The organism is Corticimicrobacter sp., assembly GCF_040137905.1.
Lineage (GTDB): Bacteria > Pseudomonadota > Gammaproteobacteria > Burkholderiales > Burkholderiaceae_B > Corticimicrobacter.
Window position 1 is genome coordinate 1 of the sequence record NZ_JBEFDG010000098.1, and the last position, 15605, is coordinate 15605.

Annotated in this window: 16 protein-coding genes; 9 read left to right on the top strand and 7 right to left on the bottom strand. The window is 63.6% G+C overall.

The features are described from left to right. Nucleotides 1–16 precede the first annotated feature (16 nt). The 5 genes from ABN482_RS16265 to ABN482_RS16285 all read left to right on the top strand — a co-directional run bounded on the left by ABN482_RS16265 (nucleotide 17) and on the right by ABN482_RS16285 (nucleotide 4401). Nucleotides 17–1213 carry a D-alanyl-D-alanine carboxypeptidase family protein gene (locus tag ABN482_RS16265; RefSeq protein WP_502877321.1) on the top strand — a complete coding sequence of 399 codons (1197 nt, stop codon included), beginning with the start codon at nucleotides 17–19 and terminating at the stop codon, nucleotides 1211–1213. 22 nt (nucleotides 1214–1235) lie between these two features. Next, nucleotides 1236–1532 (top strand): DUF493 family protein, encoded by a 297-nt coding sequence (locus tag ABN482_RS16270; RefSeq protein ID WP_349504957.1) that lies wholly within the window; start codon nucleotides 1236–1238, stop codon nucleotides 1530–1532. A gap of 11 nt (nucleotides 1533–1543) precedes the next feature. After that, the gene (gene lipB, locus ABN482_RS16275; protein ID WP_349504986.1) at nucleotides 1544–2185 is read left to right on the top strand and encodes a lipoyl(octanoyl) transferase LipB; all 642 of its coding nucleotides are present in this window, start codon (nucleotides 1544–1546) and stop codon (nucleotides 2183–2185) included. 135 nt (nucleotides 2186–2320) lie between these two features. Continuing rightward, a complete protein-coding gene (gene lipA / locus ABN482_RS16280; protein WP_349504958.1) occupies nucleotides 2321–3352 on the top strand; it encodes a lipoyl synthase in 1032 nt (343 codons plus the stop codon). Between the two features lie 2 nt (nucleotides 3353–3354). Next, nucleotides 3355–4401 (top strand): hypothetical protein, encoded by a 1047-nt coding sequence (locus ABN482_RS16285; protein ID WP_349504959.1) that lies wholly within the window; start codon nucleotides 3355–3357, stop codon nucleotides 4399–4401. On the opposite strand, the gene ABN482_RS16290 is transcribed toward ABN482_RS16285, so the two are convergent. The 5 genes from ABN482_RS16290 to ABN482_RS16310 form a co-directional block, all read right to left on the bottom strand. After that, nucleotides 4402–5304, bottom strand: coding sequence for a barstar family protein (locus tag ABN482_RS16290; protein ID WP_349504960.1), 903 nt, complete (start codon nucleotides 5302–5304; stop codon nucleotides 4402–4404). 14 nt (nucleotides 5305–5318) lie between these two features. After that, a complete protein-coding gene (locus ABN482_RS16295) occupies nucleotides 5319–5837 on the bottom strand; it encodes a hypothetical protein (protein WP_349504961.1) in 519 nt (172 codons plus the stop codon). A gap of 134 nt (nucleotides 5838–5971) precedes the next feature. After that, on the bottom strand, nucleotides 5972–6679 hold the full coding sequence (locus ABN482_RS16300) for a FadR/GntR family transcriptional regulator (protein WP_349504962.1): 708 nt from the start codon (nucleotides 6677–6679) through the stop codon (nucleotides 5972–5974). A gap of 99 nt (nucleotides 6680–6778) precedes the next feature. Next, complete coding sequence (locus ABN482_RS16305) at nucleotides 6779–8140, bottom strand: sigma-54-dependent transcriptional regulator (protein WP_349504963.1); 1362 nt, start codon at nucleotides 8138–8140, stop codon at nucleotides 6779–6781. Continuing rightward, on the bottom strand, nucleotides 8137–9978 hold the full coding sequence (locus ABN482_RS16310) for a sensor histidine kinase (RefSeq protein ID WP_349504964.1): 1842 nt from the start codon (nucleotides 9976–9978) through the stop codon (nucleotides 8137–8139). Before ABN482_RS16310 ends, ABN482_RS16305 begins: the two co-directional genes overlap by 4 nt. 225 nt (nucleotides 9979–10203) lie before the next feature. Here ABN482_RS16310 and ABN482_RS16315 point away from each other — a divergent pair, with 225 nt between their 5' ends. The 4 genes from ABN482_RS16315 to ubiT all read left to right on the top strand — a co-directional run bounded on the left by ABN482_RS16315 (nucleotide 10204) and on the right by ubiT (nucleotide 14158). After that, nucleotides 10204–11589 (top strand): dicarboxylate/amino acid:cation symporter, encoded by a 1386-nt coding sequence (locus ABN482_RS16315; RefSeq protein ID WP_349504965.1) that lies wholly within the window; start codon nucleotides 10204–10206, stop codon nucleotides 11587–11589. A 158-nt stretch (nucleotides 11590–11747) separates the two neighbouring features. Further along, the gene (gene ubiU, locus ABN482_RS16320; protein WP_239990158.1) at nucleotides 11748–12773 is read left to right on the top strand and encodes a ubiquinone anaerobic biosynthesis protein UbiU; all 1026 of its coding nucleotides are present in this window, start codon (nucleotides 11748–11750) and stop codon (nucleotides 12771–12773) included. An 8-nt stretch (nucleotides 12774–12781) separates the two neighbouring features. Further along, a complete protein-coding gene (locus ABN482_RS16325; protein ID WP_349504966.1) occupies nucleotides 12782–13708 on the top strand; it encodes a U32 family peptidase in 927 nt (308 codons plus the stop codon). Nucleotides 13709–13720: 12 nt separating this feature from the next. Further along, nucleotides 13721–14158: a ubiquinone anaerobic biosynthesis accessory factor UbiT gene (gene ubiT / locus ABN482_RS16330; RefSeq protein WP_349504967.1), complete on the top strand. Its 438-nt coding sequence runs from the start codon at nucleotides 13721–13723 to the stop codon at nucleotides 14156–14158. Here ubiT and ABN482_RS16335 read toward each other — a convergent pair. Then, a complete protein-coding gene (locus ABN482_RS16335; protein WP_349504968.1) occupies nucleotides 14155–14424 on the bottom strand; it encodes a hypothetical protein in 270 nt (89 codons plus the stop codon). The two genes, ubiT and ABN482_RS16335, sit on opposite strands and share 4 nt — an antisense overlap. Nucleotides 14425–14484: 60 nt before the next feature. After that, the gene (locus tag ABN482_RS16340; protein ID WP_349504969.1) at nucleotides 14485–15600 is read right to left on the bottom strand and encodes a YncE family protein; all 1116 of its coding nucleotides are present in this window, start codon (nucleotides 15598–15600) and stop codon (nucleotides 14485–14487) included. Nucleotides 15601–15605: the final 5 nt, after the last annotated feature.

Sequence of the window (15605 nt, forward strand, 5' to 3'; positions counted from 1 at the left end):
CAAGCCGACCGCGCGCATGGTAATGCTTGCCATGACTGCCTCGGTGCTGGCTGCGGCCACACCGCTCATGGCGCAGGAAACCGCCGCACCGGCCACCACCGTTGCCCAGCAGGCGCAGGCTCCCGTGACGTCACTGGCTGAGCTGTCGGCTGTGCCCGCACCGGTGCTGGCTGCACGTGCCTGGATTGCCATTGACCTGACCAGTGGCCAAATACTGACGTCCAAAGACCCCGACGTGCAGGTCGAGCCGGCCTCGATTACCAAGGTGATGACGGCTTATGTGGTGTTCCAGGCGCTCAAGGAAAACCGCCTGTCGCTCGACCAGCAGGCCATCGTGTCCGAATTCGCCTGGAAGACGGGTGGTTCGCGCATGTTCATCGAGCCGCGCAAGCCGGTGACTGTCGATGAGCTGTTGCAGGGCATGATCGTGCAGTCGGGCAATGACGCCTCCGTGGCGCTGGCCGAGGCAGTTGCCGGCAGCGAGCCGGCCTTTGCCGCCCTGATGAACCAGCAGGCCGAGCGCATGGGCCTGAGCCGGTCGTATTTCGAGAATGCCACCGGCCTGCCGGGCGAACGCCACCTGGTGTCGGTACGTGATCTGGCCATCCTGGCAGAGCACCTGATCGAGGACTTCCCCGAGTATTACCATTACTACCAGCAACGCGAGTACAGCTACAACAACATCACGCAGGCCAACCGCAACCGTCTGCTGTGGGCCGACCCCTCGGTCGATGGGCTCAAGACCGGTCATACCTCTTCGGCCGGCTATTGCCTGGTGGCGACGGCCAAGCGCGGCGAGCGCCGTATCGTGACCGTGATCGTGGGGGCCGACAGCGAAGCCGCCCGTGCCGAGGAAAGCCTCAAGCTGCTGAACTGGAGTTTCCAGAATTTCGATACGGTCAAGCTGCTCGATGCCGACAAGCCTGCCGTGCAGGCCCAGGTCTGGGAAGGCGAGCAGAAGGAAGTCGGCCTGGGTGTGCCCCAGGCTGTCTGGCTGACCGTGCCGCGCGGCAAGGCGGGTGATGTGCAATCCGTGGCACGCCGCACCGATCCGCTGGTGGCACCGCTGGCGCAGGGCCAGCGCGTCGGTACGCTGGACCTGACGCTGGATGGCCAGGTGCTGCGCAGTGAGCCGCTGCAGGTCCTGACGCCGGTCGAGCGCGCCGGTTTCTTCGGCCGCCTGGCCGATACCGTGCGCCGCTGGTTCAACTGATCATTCGATACGAGGCCTTGCCATGACAGATACCTCTGGTGCTTTTCCGGAAATCCCTCCCGAGCAGTCGTTGATCGAGTATCCCAGCGATTTCCCGATCAAGGTCATGGGCAAGGCCCATCCCGACTTTGCTCAGTTGCTGACTGCGCTGGTGCTTGAGCACGATCCCGAGTTCGATGTGGCAACGGTCGAGATGCGCCCCAGCAGCAGTGGCAACTATATGGGCCTGACCTTCGTGGTGCGTGCCACCTCGCGTGAACAACTCGACAACCTGTACCGTGCGCTGAACGGTCACGAGATGGTATCGGTCGTGCTGTGAGCGGTTTCCGGATCGATCGCCTGGCTGGCCAATCGCATTACACGCCAGTCTGGCTGGCGATGCAGGACTACACCGAAATGCGTACTGCCGAATCGCCGGATCATATCTGGCTGGTGGAGCATGCGCCGGTCTACACACTGGGTCAGGCTGCCAAGTCGGAGCACTTGCTCAATGTCGGCGATATTCCGGTGGTGCAGACCGACCGGGGCGGACAGGTGACCTATCATGGGCCGGGCCAGGCCGTAGCCTATTGCCTGATGGATCTGCGCCGTGCGCGCATTTTCGTCAAGGAATACGTGTTCAGGCTCGAACAGGCCGTGATCGACACGCTGGCCGGTTTTGGTGTGCGTGACGCGTGCCGCAAGCCGGGTGCGCCGGGGGTGTATGTCACGCACGAGGGCGATGAAGCCAAGATTGCCGCCCTGGGTCTGAAGATCCGCAATGGCTGCAGCTACCACGGTGCTGCCCTCAACGTGGACATGGATCTGCAGCCCTTCCAGGGCATCAATCCCTGTGGCTATGCCGGTCTGCGTACCGTAGACCTGGCGACGCTGGGCGTGCATGTCGATTTCGAGCATGCCGGACAGGCGCTTGCCGCACAGATCGATCACCAGTTGGGGCATCGCGCAATGGGGTACGGTTCCCTTCGATAGCCCGCCCGGTGCATATCTGGCTTCGTTTTGCCGTGGACGCGTCGCGCATTCCTGGCCTGCCATGCGCGAAAGGATGCGGGGCAGGGCACCTGCGGTTACACTTGCCTTTTGCACACGCTTTGCCCAGGATATCCCATGACCACGGCTGCCGATCAGCAATCCTCTCCGACAACGATCCAGACGACTGCAACGGGTACGGCTGTTCCGGCACCCGCGCCGGCCGCCTACGATCCCACCCAGAAGCAGAAGTCGCAGGCCAAGACGGCACGCATCCCGATCAAGATCGTACCGGTCGAGCGACTCAAGAAGCCCGAGTGGATCCGGGTCAAGGCGGCTTCGCAAGGCTCCCGGTTCTACGATATCAAGCGTATCCTTCGCGAACACAATCTGCATACGGTCTGCGAAGAAGCGTCGTGTCCCAATATCGGCGAGTGTTTTGGCCGGGGCACCGCCACCTTCATGATCATGGGTGACAAGTGCACCCGTCGCTGCCCGTTCTGTGATGTCGGACATGGCCGACCCGACCCGCTGGATACGGCGGAACCAGAAAATCTGGCCCGCACCATCGCTGCACTCAAGCTGTCGTATGCCGTGATCACGTCCGTGGATCGGGACGACCTGCGGGATGGCGGGGCACAGCACTATGCCGACTGTATCCGGCTGATTCGTGAAATGTCGCCCAAGACCCGGATAGAGGTGCTGGTGCCCGACTTCCGTGGCCGGCTCGATCGGGCGCTGGATATTCTCACCCAGGCACCGCCTGATGTCATGAATCACAATCTGGAAACCGTGCCGCGCCTTTACAAGCAGTCGCGCCCGGGTGCCGATTACATGCACTCGCTCAAGCTGCTGGCAGAGTACAAGAAATTGCAACCCAATGTGCCGACCAAATCCGGCCTGATGCTGGGTCTGGGCGAAACCGACGAGGAAATCCTCCAGGTGATGCGCGACATGCGGGATCACAACATCGAGATGCTGACCATCGGGCAGTATCTGCAGCCGTCCGAGCATCACCTGCCGGTACTGCGTTATGTGCATCCCGATACATTCGCCATGTTCGAGCGTGAGGCCTACGACATGGGCTTCAGTCATGCTGCCGTCGGTGCGATGGTGCGTTCCTCGTATCATGCCGACCAGCAGGCCGAGGCGGCAGGCCTGGCCAATTGAGCATGACATCCAAGCTGCTGTTGGCCTTTGTGGCCTGCCTGCTGCTGGGCGCATTGGCAGCCTGCGCCGGCCGAGGGCCGGCGCGGATGTTCGAGCGCACCGTGCAGGATCGCTTTGGCAGCGAGTTGCAGGTTCTGTCGTTGCGCAAGCTCGGTTCTTCGGAACCGCTGGCACGCTGGAAGGGCGTCTACGGTCTGTATGTGCGCGACCGGGCCGATGGCGAGCCATTCATGGTGAGGCTGACTCAGGACGACAGCGCCGAGACCCTGGTGCCCAAGGTCGAGGCCGCGCGGCGTGAGAAGAACGCGTTCGTGCGGCAACAGCGTGACGCCCTGGCATCCCTGCGGGCAGCGGGCCTGCAAGGTGATTTCTTTTCCCTGAAGGCAGACTCGGCCTACGGCAAACCGCGCTGGAATATTGCGTATTTTGCCGATATGGGTGCGCTGCGGCACGACCAGCCGCTGTTCGACGCAGCAATGGCCAGGGGGCTTGCGGGCGTGATGCGTGCCGGTTTGCAACCGCCGCCACAGATCGATATCTATCCGGCTTCGGCGCGGGCGGACTATGCCGATCCGCTGGGCAAGGGCTATCACGGTCCGATCGAGCTTATCCGGGGCACGCCGCAGACCTACATGGAGAGTCAGGATGATGGCTCGACGGCACTCTGGTACCTGGATGACAAGGCCGTCGTGGCACCGCACATCGTTTCCGAGCGCCAGCCCGCCCTGCGGACAGCCTGTTATGGTGCGATTGACGCCATGCGCGCACGCAATGCGTTCTTTGTGCGCGACGGCTTCTACATCGTTCCGTCCGGCAATCTGTACCGCGACTACGGCATTCCCGACAGGCTGCGCGCCTCTGGCCTGCGCCAGGGGCATACCTCGTTCGGCTTGCTTGACCGGATTGACGGTCACATGGTGCTGAGGGGGATTGTGACCCAGGATGCCCCAGGGCTGGACGATCCCTACGCCGTGGAGGCCGTGTATGAATACGAATATGCGTTCGCCACGGATACCTTGCAGGTGCGTCGGCTGACGCCTGCCTCCTGATCAGGGCCGCCGTTCCATCAGCAGGGCGTAGGCCGCCGCTTCCAGCTCCCCGCAGGGTGACAGGTTCTGACCCTGTTCGTTGCGCACTTCGAAAGCATGCTGCTCGCCGCCTGCGGCAGCAGCACCATCCAGGCTCAACAGCAGGGTATAGAGCAGATCGGTGCAGACCTGGTCGAGCAGCACCAGCACCTGCCCGGCCTGCTGGCCTGACAGGCCCAGCGCACGCCATTGGGCGCTCGCCTGGCTGTGGTTGCCCTGCTTGAGCAGACTCAGCAACTGGGCAGCCTTCTCGGTCTGCCAGCCATTGACCAGGCGTTCGGCATCCATGGGACCGTCCGTATCCAGATGCGAGACATCCAGGCCGCCGATCAGGTCGCGCTCCGCGAAGACACTGGGCCACGGCGGTACCGGAGTGCCTTCGTGGGCACACAGCACGGCGGTTTGTCCCTGCCGTGCGCCCGCCAGATGAAACCCCTGGTCCGTGAGCGCGCGAATGCGGCCATCGACCGCGTGGGCGGGCAGGTCGCTGGCCCCCAGGCATTCGGCACCGCTGTATTCGACCAGCCGCCAGCGCCGTGGCTGCATGTCGGCCGCCCAGCGTTGCAGGCAGGTGGCCTGTTCCGCAGCATCGGGTCCAGACAGGGGAAATAGTGCGCGTATGTCAGGATGGTCGGCCAGTATGCTGGCCAGCATGACCCGGTCGTCCGTCGTCAGGCCCCGGCAGGTGTGCCAGCCCCTGAACTCCAGCGTGTAGTGCTCTGCTTCGGGCCAGGACAGGTAGTCGTTGAGGGCGTCCCAACTGCCATGCCATTCGCCTCCCAGTGGTGCAATGAACGCTTGATTGAATGTGCGCACCACGGCCGGGAAGGTGTGGGCATCGGTCAGGTCGATGATGGCGTGCATGGCGGGGATGGTGTTCAGCGGTTGTCCAGACCGTTGGCCGTGCGCTCTGCGCGAATGGTATCGGCGTTGTCCAGGATATGCTGGCGCAGTCCTTGCAGGCCGGTGCGGATTTCGGCCAACTGAGGGGCGTACTGGTCTTTTGGCGTCAGCGGATTGTCATGGCTGTCATCCCAGGCCAGGGCCTGGTCTATGGCTGCCACCCAATCGCGTGTGGAACCGCCGGCCCATTCGTTGATTTGCTGTCCAAGCGTGGCATTGAGCGCGTCCATGACGGCAGGTTCGCCATCGGCGGGCAGCTCGGGGTGGGCCAGCAAGTGGTAGCGGAAACGAAGCTGGCCGATATAGAACCAGACCGTGGCCTCATCCTTGTGGCCCTGCTCGAACAGTTTCTGGGCATGCATGTAGAGTGTGCTGGGGTGTGTGGTGGCGAGCTGGGCCTGGACGGCAGGTGTGGTGGTGATCATGCTGGAGGAAGCGGCAAGAGAGGTGGCACAGGGCAGTGCCAGGGTCAGTGCCAGGCTTGCTGCGGCCAAGTGTATACGGCGATGTGAAGGCATGCGGGATGGTATGACGGGCTATGGAAGCAACGCATCATTTTATAGCGATGGAAACGCGCATCGGACGATCCGGCTGGCATGCCGGCATGTGCGGTTCTGTGACCACCCGGTCAGGCCGTAGTCCTGGAAAGGTATTCGCAGATGGCTTGCCGTGCACGCGCCGCATCCTGGGCCTGGATGGCCGCAATGATCGTGGCATATTCCTGGCGGATCCAGTTGCGTTGTGCTGTCGCGACGCTGCTGTTGGCAGGAGGCAGGGGCTCGGGGCCGGCAATATAGCCGAGCGTGGCCAGGTGCTGTGACAGATAACGGCTGCGGGCGGCATCGGCCAGTGCGTGGAAAAAGGCCTGTGCTGCCTGCTGGACGTCCACCTGTGTATCCGGTTCGTTTCCGGCGGGAGCCAGACTGAGCTGCGAAGCGGCATGGCGTAGCCGAGCCAGGTCTGCCGATGTGCGTCGCAATGCCGCCAGGGCGGCACTTTCACTGGCGAGGGCGCGAAACAGCTCCAGGCGTGCGTCGCTGTCTTCCGTGGTGATGCCCCGATCGGTCTCCGGCGAGGCCGTCGATAGCGGGGATGGCAGAACGAAGGTGCCTACGCCTTGCCGGGTTTCGACCTGTCCCTGTGCCTGCAGGCGAGAGATGGCTTCGCGCACGACAGTCCGGCTGACGCCGAGCTGACGGATGAGCTCGGCCTCGGAAGGGAGCTTGTCTCCAGTCTGCCAGACGCCTTGCTGGATGGGAAGCATCAGGGCTGCGACGGCTTCTTCGGCCAGCGTCCGATTCCTGCGGCGCAGCGGTTGGGCGGAGAAGGCGAGCATGGCGTCGAGGGCTGAATCCGTATTATGTGATGTTATCCGCCATATTATGCCTTTTTTATGCCGATAAACGGTGTCATATGTGGTTTTGCCATAGGTGATTCAGGCGTCGGGATCTGTCTCCTGGGCAAAGTCGCTGCGGCTGATGCCATGGCGCTGCAGCTTGTCGTAGAAGGTTTTGCGGGGCAGGCCCAGTGCGGCCAGTGTGGCCCGGATATCGCCCCGGTGCGCGGCCAGTGCGCTGCGGATCTGTTGCGCTTCGTAGCGCTCCATGCGCTCGGGCAGGCTCAGCCCGGTGCTGGCGCTGTATTGCGCCATGCCGGGGTCGGCTACGCCCAGCACATGACGCTCGGCATAGTGCGCCAGCTCGCGGACGTTGCCTGGCCAGGTATGGCTGTCGAGCCAGGCCAGCGTGCGGCTGTCGGCCGGTGGTTGCGGGCGGTTGAAGCGGCGTGCCGCCTGTGCGCAAAAGTGGGCGAACAGCAGCGGAATGTCTTCGCGACGTTCCCGCAGCGGAGGCAGGCGCAGGGTGATCACGTTCAGGCGGTAATAGAGATCGGCCCGGAACTGTTTCTGATTGTCGGGCTGGCCCAGATCGACCTTGGTGGCAGCCACCACGCGCAGATCGACGGGGCGCTCCTCGTTGGTGCCCAGTGGTGTGACGCTGCGTGTTTCCAGCACGCGCAGCAGGCGGATCTGGGCCGCCAGCGGCATGCTTTCGATTTCATCCAGGAACAGAGTGCCGTGGTCGGCATATTCGATCCGGCCCATGCGCTTGCGTTGCGCGCCGGTGAAGGCACCGGCCTCGTGGCCGAACAGTTCGCTCTCGATGATGTTTTCGGGCAGCGCACCGCAGTTGATCGCGACCAGCCGATGCGAGGCGCGCCGACTCCAGTGATGCAGCAGCGAGGCCACGACTTCCTTGCCGGTGCCGGTCTCGCCTTCGACCAGCACGTCGGCATCGGCGTCGGCGATATGGCGCAGCGTATTGCGCAACCGCTGCATGGCAGGGGATTCACCCAGCATCAGGGGTTCGTTGCCGGTCTGGCGCAGCGCTTGCTGCAGGCTGCGGTTTTGCAGGGTCAACAGGCGCTGGGTGGCGGCATGGCGTATCGAGGTCAGCAGCCGTTCGGTCGGGTAGGGTTTGGCCAGGAAGTCGAAGGCCCCTTCCTGCATGGCCTGGACCGCCATGTCGATATCGCCGTGGCCGGTGATCAGGATGACAGGCTGCCCCGTGTCGCGCTCGCGCAGCGCGCGAAACAGGGTCAGCCCATCCATGCCCGGCATGCGGATGTCACTGACGATGACGCCGGGGTAGTCGGATGGCAGGTTCGCCAGGGCATCCTGTGCACTGACGAACAGATCAACGGCAATGCCGGCCAGATCCAGGCTCTGTGCGGCAGCGGCCCGCAGGTCGGGATCGTCATCGATGAAGGCGGCGCGCAGGGTGGTGGCGGAGGTCATGCGGTGTATTCCGGCAGGGTGATGAGGAAGCAGGCACCCGGCTGGTCGGGGGCGGTGGATTCGAGTACCAGCGTGCCGCCCAGTGCCTGGATAATGTCGCGCGAGATGAGCAGCCCCAGGCCCAGGCCGTCGCTGCGGCTGGAGGTGAAGGGGGTAAAGAGCTTGCGGCCGATGTCGGCATCCAGGCCCGGGCCATTGTCGCGGATACGGATCCTGACCTGGCCATCGGCCTGGCTCGCCTCTATGCCGATGCGCCCGCCCGTGGTCGGGCCGAGTGCATCGAGGGCGTTGCGCAGCAGGTTGATGAAGACCTGCTCCAGCCTGACCTGGGCGGCGCGGACCTGTAGCGGTGCCAGGGTATCGTCGATCTCGACGGCCACACCCTGGCGGCGGGCGCGTGGCTCAAGCAGCAGCATGGCATTGTCGAGCGCGGCGCGGACCGAGACCGGCCCGGGTTCGTCGCCCGCCTTGCGGGCGTAATGTCGCAGTTGGCCGGTAATCAGGCCGATGCGATGGGTCAGGTCGGTGATGATGGCCAGATTGCGGGCGGCCGCGTCGGTATCCGCCCGCTCAAGATAGACCCGGGCATTGTCGGCATAGGTCTGGATGGCAGCGACGGGCTGATTGATTTCATGGGCCACGCCGGCCGAGATCTGGCCCAGGAAGGCCAGCTTGTCAGCCTGCTCGAGTTGTTCGCGCAGGTCGCGAGCCCGGGCGCGTGACCGCTCCAGGGCCTGCATTTTTTCTTCCAGTCGCTGGTTGGCGGCATGCCACTGCCGGGTGCGGGCTTCGACAGCCTGTTCCAGTTCCGTCTGCGAGGCAGCCTGCAGTGCCTCGCGCTCCAACCTTTGGTGGCGGCGTACCAGCCAGAGGGCAGCCAGCGCCAGCAGGCTGGCGGTGGCCAGCAGGGCGGTCAGGCGGGACGCCTGGGCGCTGGCGGCCAGCATGGCGCGGGTGGGCGACAGCACATGCAGGGTCCAGCTGCTGTCGGGGATGGCCTGGCTGACCTGGCGATAGCTTTCCTGGGTACCACTGCGCAGGACCGGCAGGTCGGCCTGCGTACCCGGTACCAGCGGCAGGGGGCTCAGGCTGGCCGTACCGAACTGCAGGTCGGCATGCAGGCTATCGGCCAGGGCGGACGGCAGGGTGCCCAGCGTGCGGAAATGCCAGTCGGGGTCGCTGCTCAGGATGATGACGCCGTGTTCGTCGGTCACGAAAAGAATATCGCCGGCGTGCTGCCAGGCCTGTTCCAGCCAGCCGAAATCGAGCTTGATGGCGATGACGCCGTCCTCGCGTGCGGGAGCGGTATCGACCCGACGCGAAAAGTACAGGCCGGGCCGGCCGCTGGATGTGCCCAGCGCGAAATATTCACCTTGTCCCTTTTGCAATGCGTGGGCGAAGTAGGGGCGAAACAGGTAATTCTTGCCCACGAAGCTGTCGCGATCCTCCCAGTTGCTGGATGCCAGGGTGTTGCCCTGATGGTCTATCAGGTAGATCACGCTGGCACCCGTACCCTGGGCCAGGCGCTCCAGCTTGAGGTTGAGTGCGGCCAGGGCGGTGGGGTTGCGTTGCGTGAGCGCTTGCTGGAGGGCCGTATCCTGCGCCAGGATAAAGGGCAGGGCATCGAATTTGTTGCGGATATTGTCGATCAGGCGGGCATTGGCCGAGGCCAGGCTGTCCAGTCGTGCCGTCTGTGCCTGGTAGGCCTGGCTGTCGCCCAGCCGTCCCGAGAACATGGCTGCCAGTGCCAGCAGGACAATACCGACAGCACCGAATAGCCACCAGTCATGGCGTATGCGCTGGTCGAGAGGCCTGGGCTGCGCCGGGGTGTCTGGCATATCTGTGTGGGAATCCGCGTGTTGTGTTGGGTTGTTGTGCGGATTTTCGCACAATCCTGACCGGTTGCGTGCAGTGCGCGCTGATGGTGCCGTCCGCGAAGGCGCGCTGCGCCGTCTCAGTGCATTTGATCCGGTGTGGTGCATGGGTTGGCATGAAATTTGCTTTTGCCCCTCCAACTGTCCGAAACATACGGACCCGTTTCAAGGTATCAGGAGACATAAAAGATGGTCGACCTCTCTCAGGGCGAAGGCATTGTCGTGCGCCCGACCGCTCCCCGCAAAATCCGCCTCTACCAGGTCCTGTATGTACAGGTGATCGTGGCGATCACCATCGGCATCCTGCTGGGCCATTTCTATCCCGATGTCGGCGAAAGCATGAAGCCGCTGGGCGATGCCTTCATCAAGCTGGTCAAGATGATCATTGCGCCGGTGATTTTCCTGACGGTCACGACCGGTATCGCGGCGATGAGCGATCTGCAGAAGGTCGGTCGCGTGGTTGGCAAGGCCATGCTGTATTTCCTGACGTTCTCGACGCTGGCGCTGATCATTGGCCTGATTGTCAGCAATGTGGTGCACCCCGGTCATGGCATGAACATCGATCCGGCTTCGCTCGATAGCGGTGCGGTGCAGACCTACGTGCAGAAGGCACATGACAGCACCCTGACCGGTTTTCTGATGAATATCATCCCGACCACCCTGGTCAGCCCCTTTACCGGCGGCGACATTCTGCAGGTGTTGTTCGTGGCCGTGCTGTTCGGTATCTCGCTGGCCGCCGTGGGTGACTATGGCAAGCCGGTGTTGAACTTCTTCCAGGCCATGATGTTCCCGGTTTTCAAGCTGGTGGCTATCCTGATGAAGGCTGCACCCATCGGTGCCTTTGGTGCGATGGCATTCACCATCGGCAAGTACGGGATCGAATCGGTCTCGAGCCTGGCTCTGCTGGTGGCGACCTTCTACCTGACTTCGGTCTTCTTTGTTGTGGTCGTGCTGGGTGCCGTGGCCCGCTACAACGGCTTCTCGATCCTCAAGCTGATCCGCTACATCCGCGAAGAGCTGCTGCTGGTGCTGGGTACCAGCTCGTCAGAGGCTGCGCTGCCCACGCTGATGCAGAAGCTGCAGCGTGCCGGCTGTGCCAAGTCGGTGGTCGGGCTGGTCGTGCCGACCGGGTACTCGTTCAACCTGGATGGCACCAACATCTACATGACGATGGCGGCGCTGTTCATCGCCCAGGCCTGCAATATCGATCTGTCGCTGCAGCAGCAGATTCTGCTGCTGCTGGTCGCCATGCTCAGCTCCAAGGGGGCCGCAGGCGTGACCGGTGCCGGTTTCATCACCCTGGCGGCCACGCTGTCGGTGGTGCCTGACGTGCCCGTGGCCGGCATGGCCCTGATTCTCGGCATCGACCGCTTCATGTCCGAATGCCGTGCCCTGACCAACCTGACGGGCAATGCCGTGGCTGCCATCGTGGTGGCACGCTGGGAAGGCGAGCTGGACAAGTCGCAACTGACGGCAGTGCTCAATGGTGAACCCGGCCATGACAAGGATCCGGTGGATCACCTGACGGAACCGCTGGTTGCCGGCACCACGCCGAGCACGCACCCGGCTGTGTAAAGGTTGATAAATATTAACGATGGATTGTGTTTTTATCCGGAGTTGATTGAAGAAGGCGGTGGGATCGCCGCTTTAGAAATGAGGTTGACGCCCGTCAATCACGATCCCGAAGCGCTTGCCTAGACTGTCCGGCACGAAGAATTTCTGGAGTGCCGGTCATGTCATCTCATCAATCGGGTGCCCAGCGCATGGAGCTGGTCGCACCTGCAGGCAGTCTGGCGGCCCTCAAGGCTGCGCTGGATGCCGGAGCGGATACAGTCTATCTCGGACTGAAGAACGCTACCAATGCCCGCAATTTTGCGGGCCTCAATTTCAAGGAAGACGATATCCGCGCCGGGGTGGCGCTGGCGCATCAGCGTGGCCGCAAGGTGCTGTGTGCGATCAATACTTTTCCCCAGGCCGGACGCACGCAGGAATGGCGCAATGCGGTCGATGCCGCGCATGATCTGGGCGTGGATGCGCTCATCATGGCCGACCCCGGCATGCTGGGCTACGCTAGCCGCCGTTATCCTGACCTGCGCCTGCACCTGTCGGTGCAGGGATCGGCCACCCATGCCGATGCCATCGAAATCATGCGCGAGCAGTTCGGCATCCAGCGCGTGGTGCTGCCTCGCGTGCTGACGCTGCAGGAGATCGAGAAAATTTCGCAGCGCACTTCGGTCGAGATCGAGGTGTTCGGCTTCGGCAGCCTGTGCGTGATGGCCGAGGGGCGCTGCCTGCTGTCTTCCTATGCCACGGGTGATTCGCCCAACAACAAGGGTGTCTGTTCGCCCGCGCATGCGGTGCGCTGGACCGAGCGTGATGGCACGCTCGATGCGCGCCTGAACGGTCTGCTGGTGGACCGCTATGCGCCGGGCGAGGCGGCGGCCTATCCGACCATCTGCAAGGGGCGCTTTCGTATCGATGGGCAGGAGGATCATGCCCTGGAGGAACCCACCAGTCTGAATGCGATCAGCCTGCTGCCGCGCCTGCAGGAGATGGGTGTGCGCGCCATCAAGATCGAGGGGCGCCAGCGCAGTCCGGCCTATGTGGCCCAGGTGGTGTCGACGTTGCGCGCTGCACTGGATGGGGTGGCACAGGAGTCGACGCGCTTTTCAGCCCGGCCGGAATGGATGACGACGCTGGCTCGCCATGCCGAGGGTACGCAGGTCACGCAGGGCGCGTTCGAGCGGCCCTGGAAGTAAGGAGTGGAATGATGTTCAGGATTGCATTGGGACCGTTGCAGTACTACTGGCCGCGCCAGTCGGTATTCGATTTCTATCAGGCCGTGGCCGAGGGGCCGGCCGATATCGTCTATGTGGGCGAGACGGTCTGTAGCCGGCGTCACGAGCTGCGGGCAGCCGACTGGGTCGACGTGGCCGATATGCTGGCACAGGCCGGCAAGACCGCAGTGCTGTCGACCCAGACGCTGATCGAGACGGGCAGCGATGCCCAGGCGCTGCGCAAGCTCTGTGCGCAGCAGGACTGGCTGGTCGAGGCCAATGAAGTGGGTGCGGTGCGGCATCTGCAGGGACGCGCTTTCGTGGCCGGCCCCTACATGAACGCCTACCACGGCGATACCCTGGCCTGGCTGCATGGACTGGGTGCCGTGCGCTATGTCATGCCACTGGAAAACGACCGCGAGAGCCTGCGGCTGCTGTTGCAGGAAACCCCGGCGGGCCTGGAGACGGAGGTCGCGGTATGGGGACGACTGCCATTGGCTTTCTCGGCACGCTGTTTCACGGCACGGCATTTCCGCCTGCGCAAGGATGATTGCGGGTTCCGCTGTATCGAGCATCCCGACGGGCTGTTGATGGAAACGCGCGAGTCGCAGCAGTTCCTGGCGATCAACGGCATCCAGACGCAGTCGGCCGGCTGCATGGATATTCTCGACCAGGCAGCGATCCTGGCGCAGATGGGTGTGAGCGTGCTGCGGGTCAGTCCGCAGTCGCGCGGTACCTTCGAGGCGGTGGCGGCGCTGGATGCGATGCGTCGGGGCAGCACGCCTGCACAGGCGCTGGCGGCAGGCATTCCGCTGCCCGAGGGCATGGAGCGCTGCAATGGATACTGGTATGGTCGGGCCGGCATCGAATGGGTCGAGCCGGCGGCCAATGAGGTCAACGTCGCCAGGGAGGCGTAGAGCAACATGATCATGGAACAGAATCGCTTGCGGTTGCCGGCTTTCCTTGCCAAGGTGGGCGCACGCCTGCCGGAGCCGTTTGTGTCGCTGCATTTCGTCGCCGGCCTGGAGGTGGCGCGCATGATGCACTGGCTCAATCCGCCCGAGGAACTGGAGGGCAAGGTTTTCCTGATTCGGGTCGAGGATCTGGGCGTGGCCAGTCGCTTTCGTGTGGTGGCGGGCCGCTTCCGGCCCTGCATGGGCCAGGACGAGGATCTGTCGCTCAGTGCCTGCGCCGCCGATTTCCTGGTGATGATGCAGGGTGAGATGGACGCCGATACCCTGTTCTTCCAGCGTCGCCTGCGTATTTCGGGCGATACCGAATTGGGCCTGGTCGTCAAGAACTGGCTGGATACCGAAGAGCGCCCAGCCTGGCTGCGCAGGCTGGCGGGTGCGTTGTTGCCGGGCTAGTCGTTCGCGAGGATTGCCAACAGATCGAGCAGTTTCAGGATGGCCTGATGCTCGGTCGTTGTGTATTCGCCATGCAGCAGGTAGCCGCAAAAATTTATATACAGGGCCTTCAGCTCGGATTTTCCTGTGGCATCGCTTTGCAGAACCCCGATGGCTGATTTGAAAACGGTTCTGCCCTGTGTGTGGTTATTGGACTCCAGCGAGTCCAATATCACCAGGGCTTCATGAATGGCGCTGGAAACTGAAGGTTTCGCTTCATCGGACATGATCGGGCGTCTCCCTGTGCGGTTGATGCCAGCGTGCAAGGCTGGCATCAACCGGGTGCCTCAGGGCAGTTCGATCCGTACCACGCTGCCCGGGCCGCTGGCGAAGCGGTCAGGCGTGAAGGGCGTCTTGACGGTGACGTAGAGGTGGCTGCCGTCGGCATCCAGCGCCAGGCTGTTGGGGTTGGGCGGCAGGTGGAGTGTCTGCAGCTCGCGGTAGTCGGTGGCATCGAGGATGCTGACGGTGCCCTGGTCACGGTGGCCGATGTAGAGCTGGTTGCGCGCCGGGTTGAGCAGGATGTCCATCGAGTCGCCCACCGGCAGGCGGGTGATGACGCTGCCGTCGCGAGCGTCCAGCACGAAGGTGGTCTTCTGCTGCGAGTGGTCGGTCACGTACAGGCGCTGGGCCTTGTCATCGAGCGCCAGGTTCAGCAGCAGCGCCTTGGCGTCGCCTGCCGGTTTCCAGCGCTGCTCGATGGCGTGGGTGCGGGTATCGATGACCAGCACTTCACCGTCGCCGTTGGCGGCGTACAGGCGATTCTGTGCCGGGTCGAGCAGCAGGCCGGTCATCCACTTGCCGGCGTTTTCGATGGTCGTGCGCAGGGTCATGTCGGCCGGGTCGATGGCCCAGATCAGGCCGGGATCGCCCACGCCGCCGACATACAGGGTGTCGTTGCCGGCACTGTAGATGGCGCTGCGGGGGCCATAGGGCCAGCCATCCTTGCCTTTCTCGGTGAAGCGGATGCGGCCGAGCGTCTTGCCTTCCTTGAGGTCGATCTTGCTGACGGCTCCGGCCAGGCTGTTGGTGACGAACAGGGTGTCGCCCGCCGGATTGAGGGCCAGGCCGAAATTCTTCTCGTCGGTATGGATCAGCCCCCTGGTGGCCAGGGTATCGGGGTCGAGCTGATAGATCACGCCACCCTGCACGCCGGGCCGGGATTCTGCCGCGGCGACGTACAGCGACTGGTTGAACGGGCTGTAGCGTACCTGGTAGATGCCGGGGCTGAGCTCGCGGCGCAGCGCGCCTTCCTGGGTCAACTGATATTGCTGGGCATCGCCGGGGGCAGGGGGTAACTGCGGTGCTTCGCTGGTGGCGAAAGCCGTGGTGGAAAGGCCGCAGGCGGCCAGCAGCAGTGCCGTGCGGGCCAGGCGCAGCAGCGGGTTCGGGTGTGAGGTCATGGAAA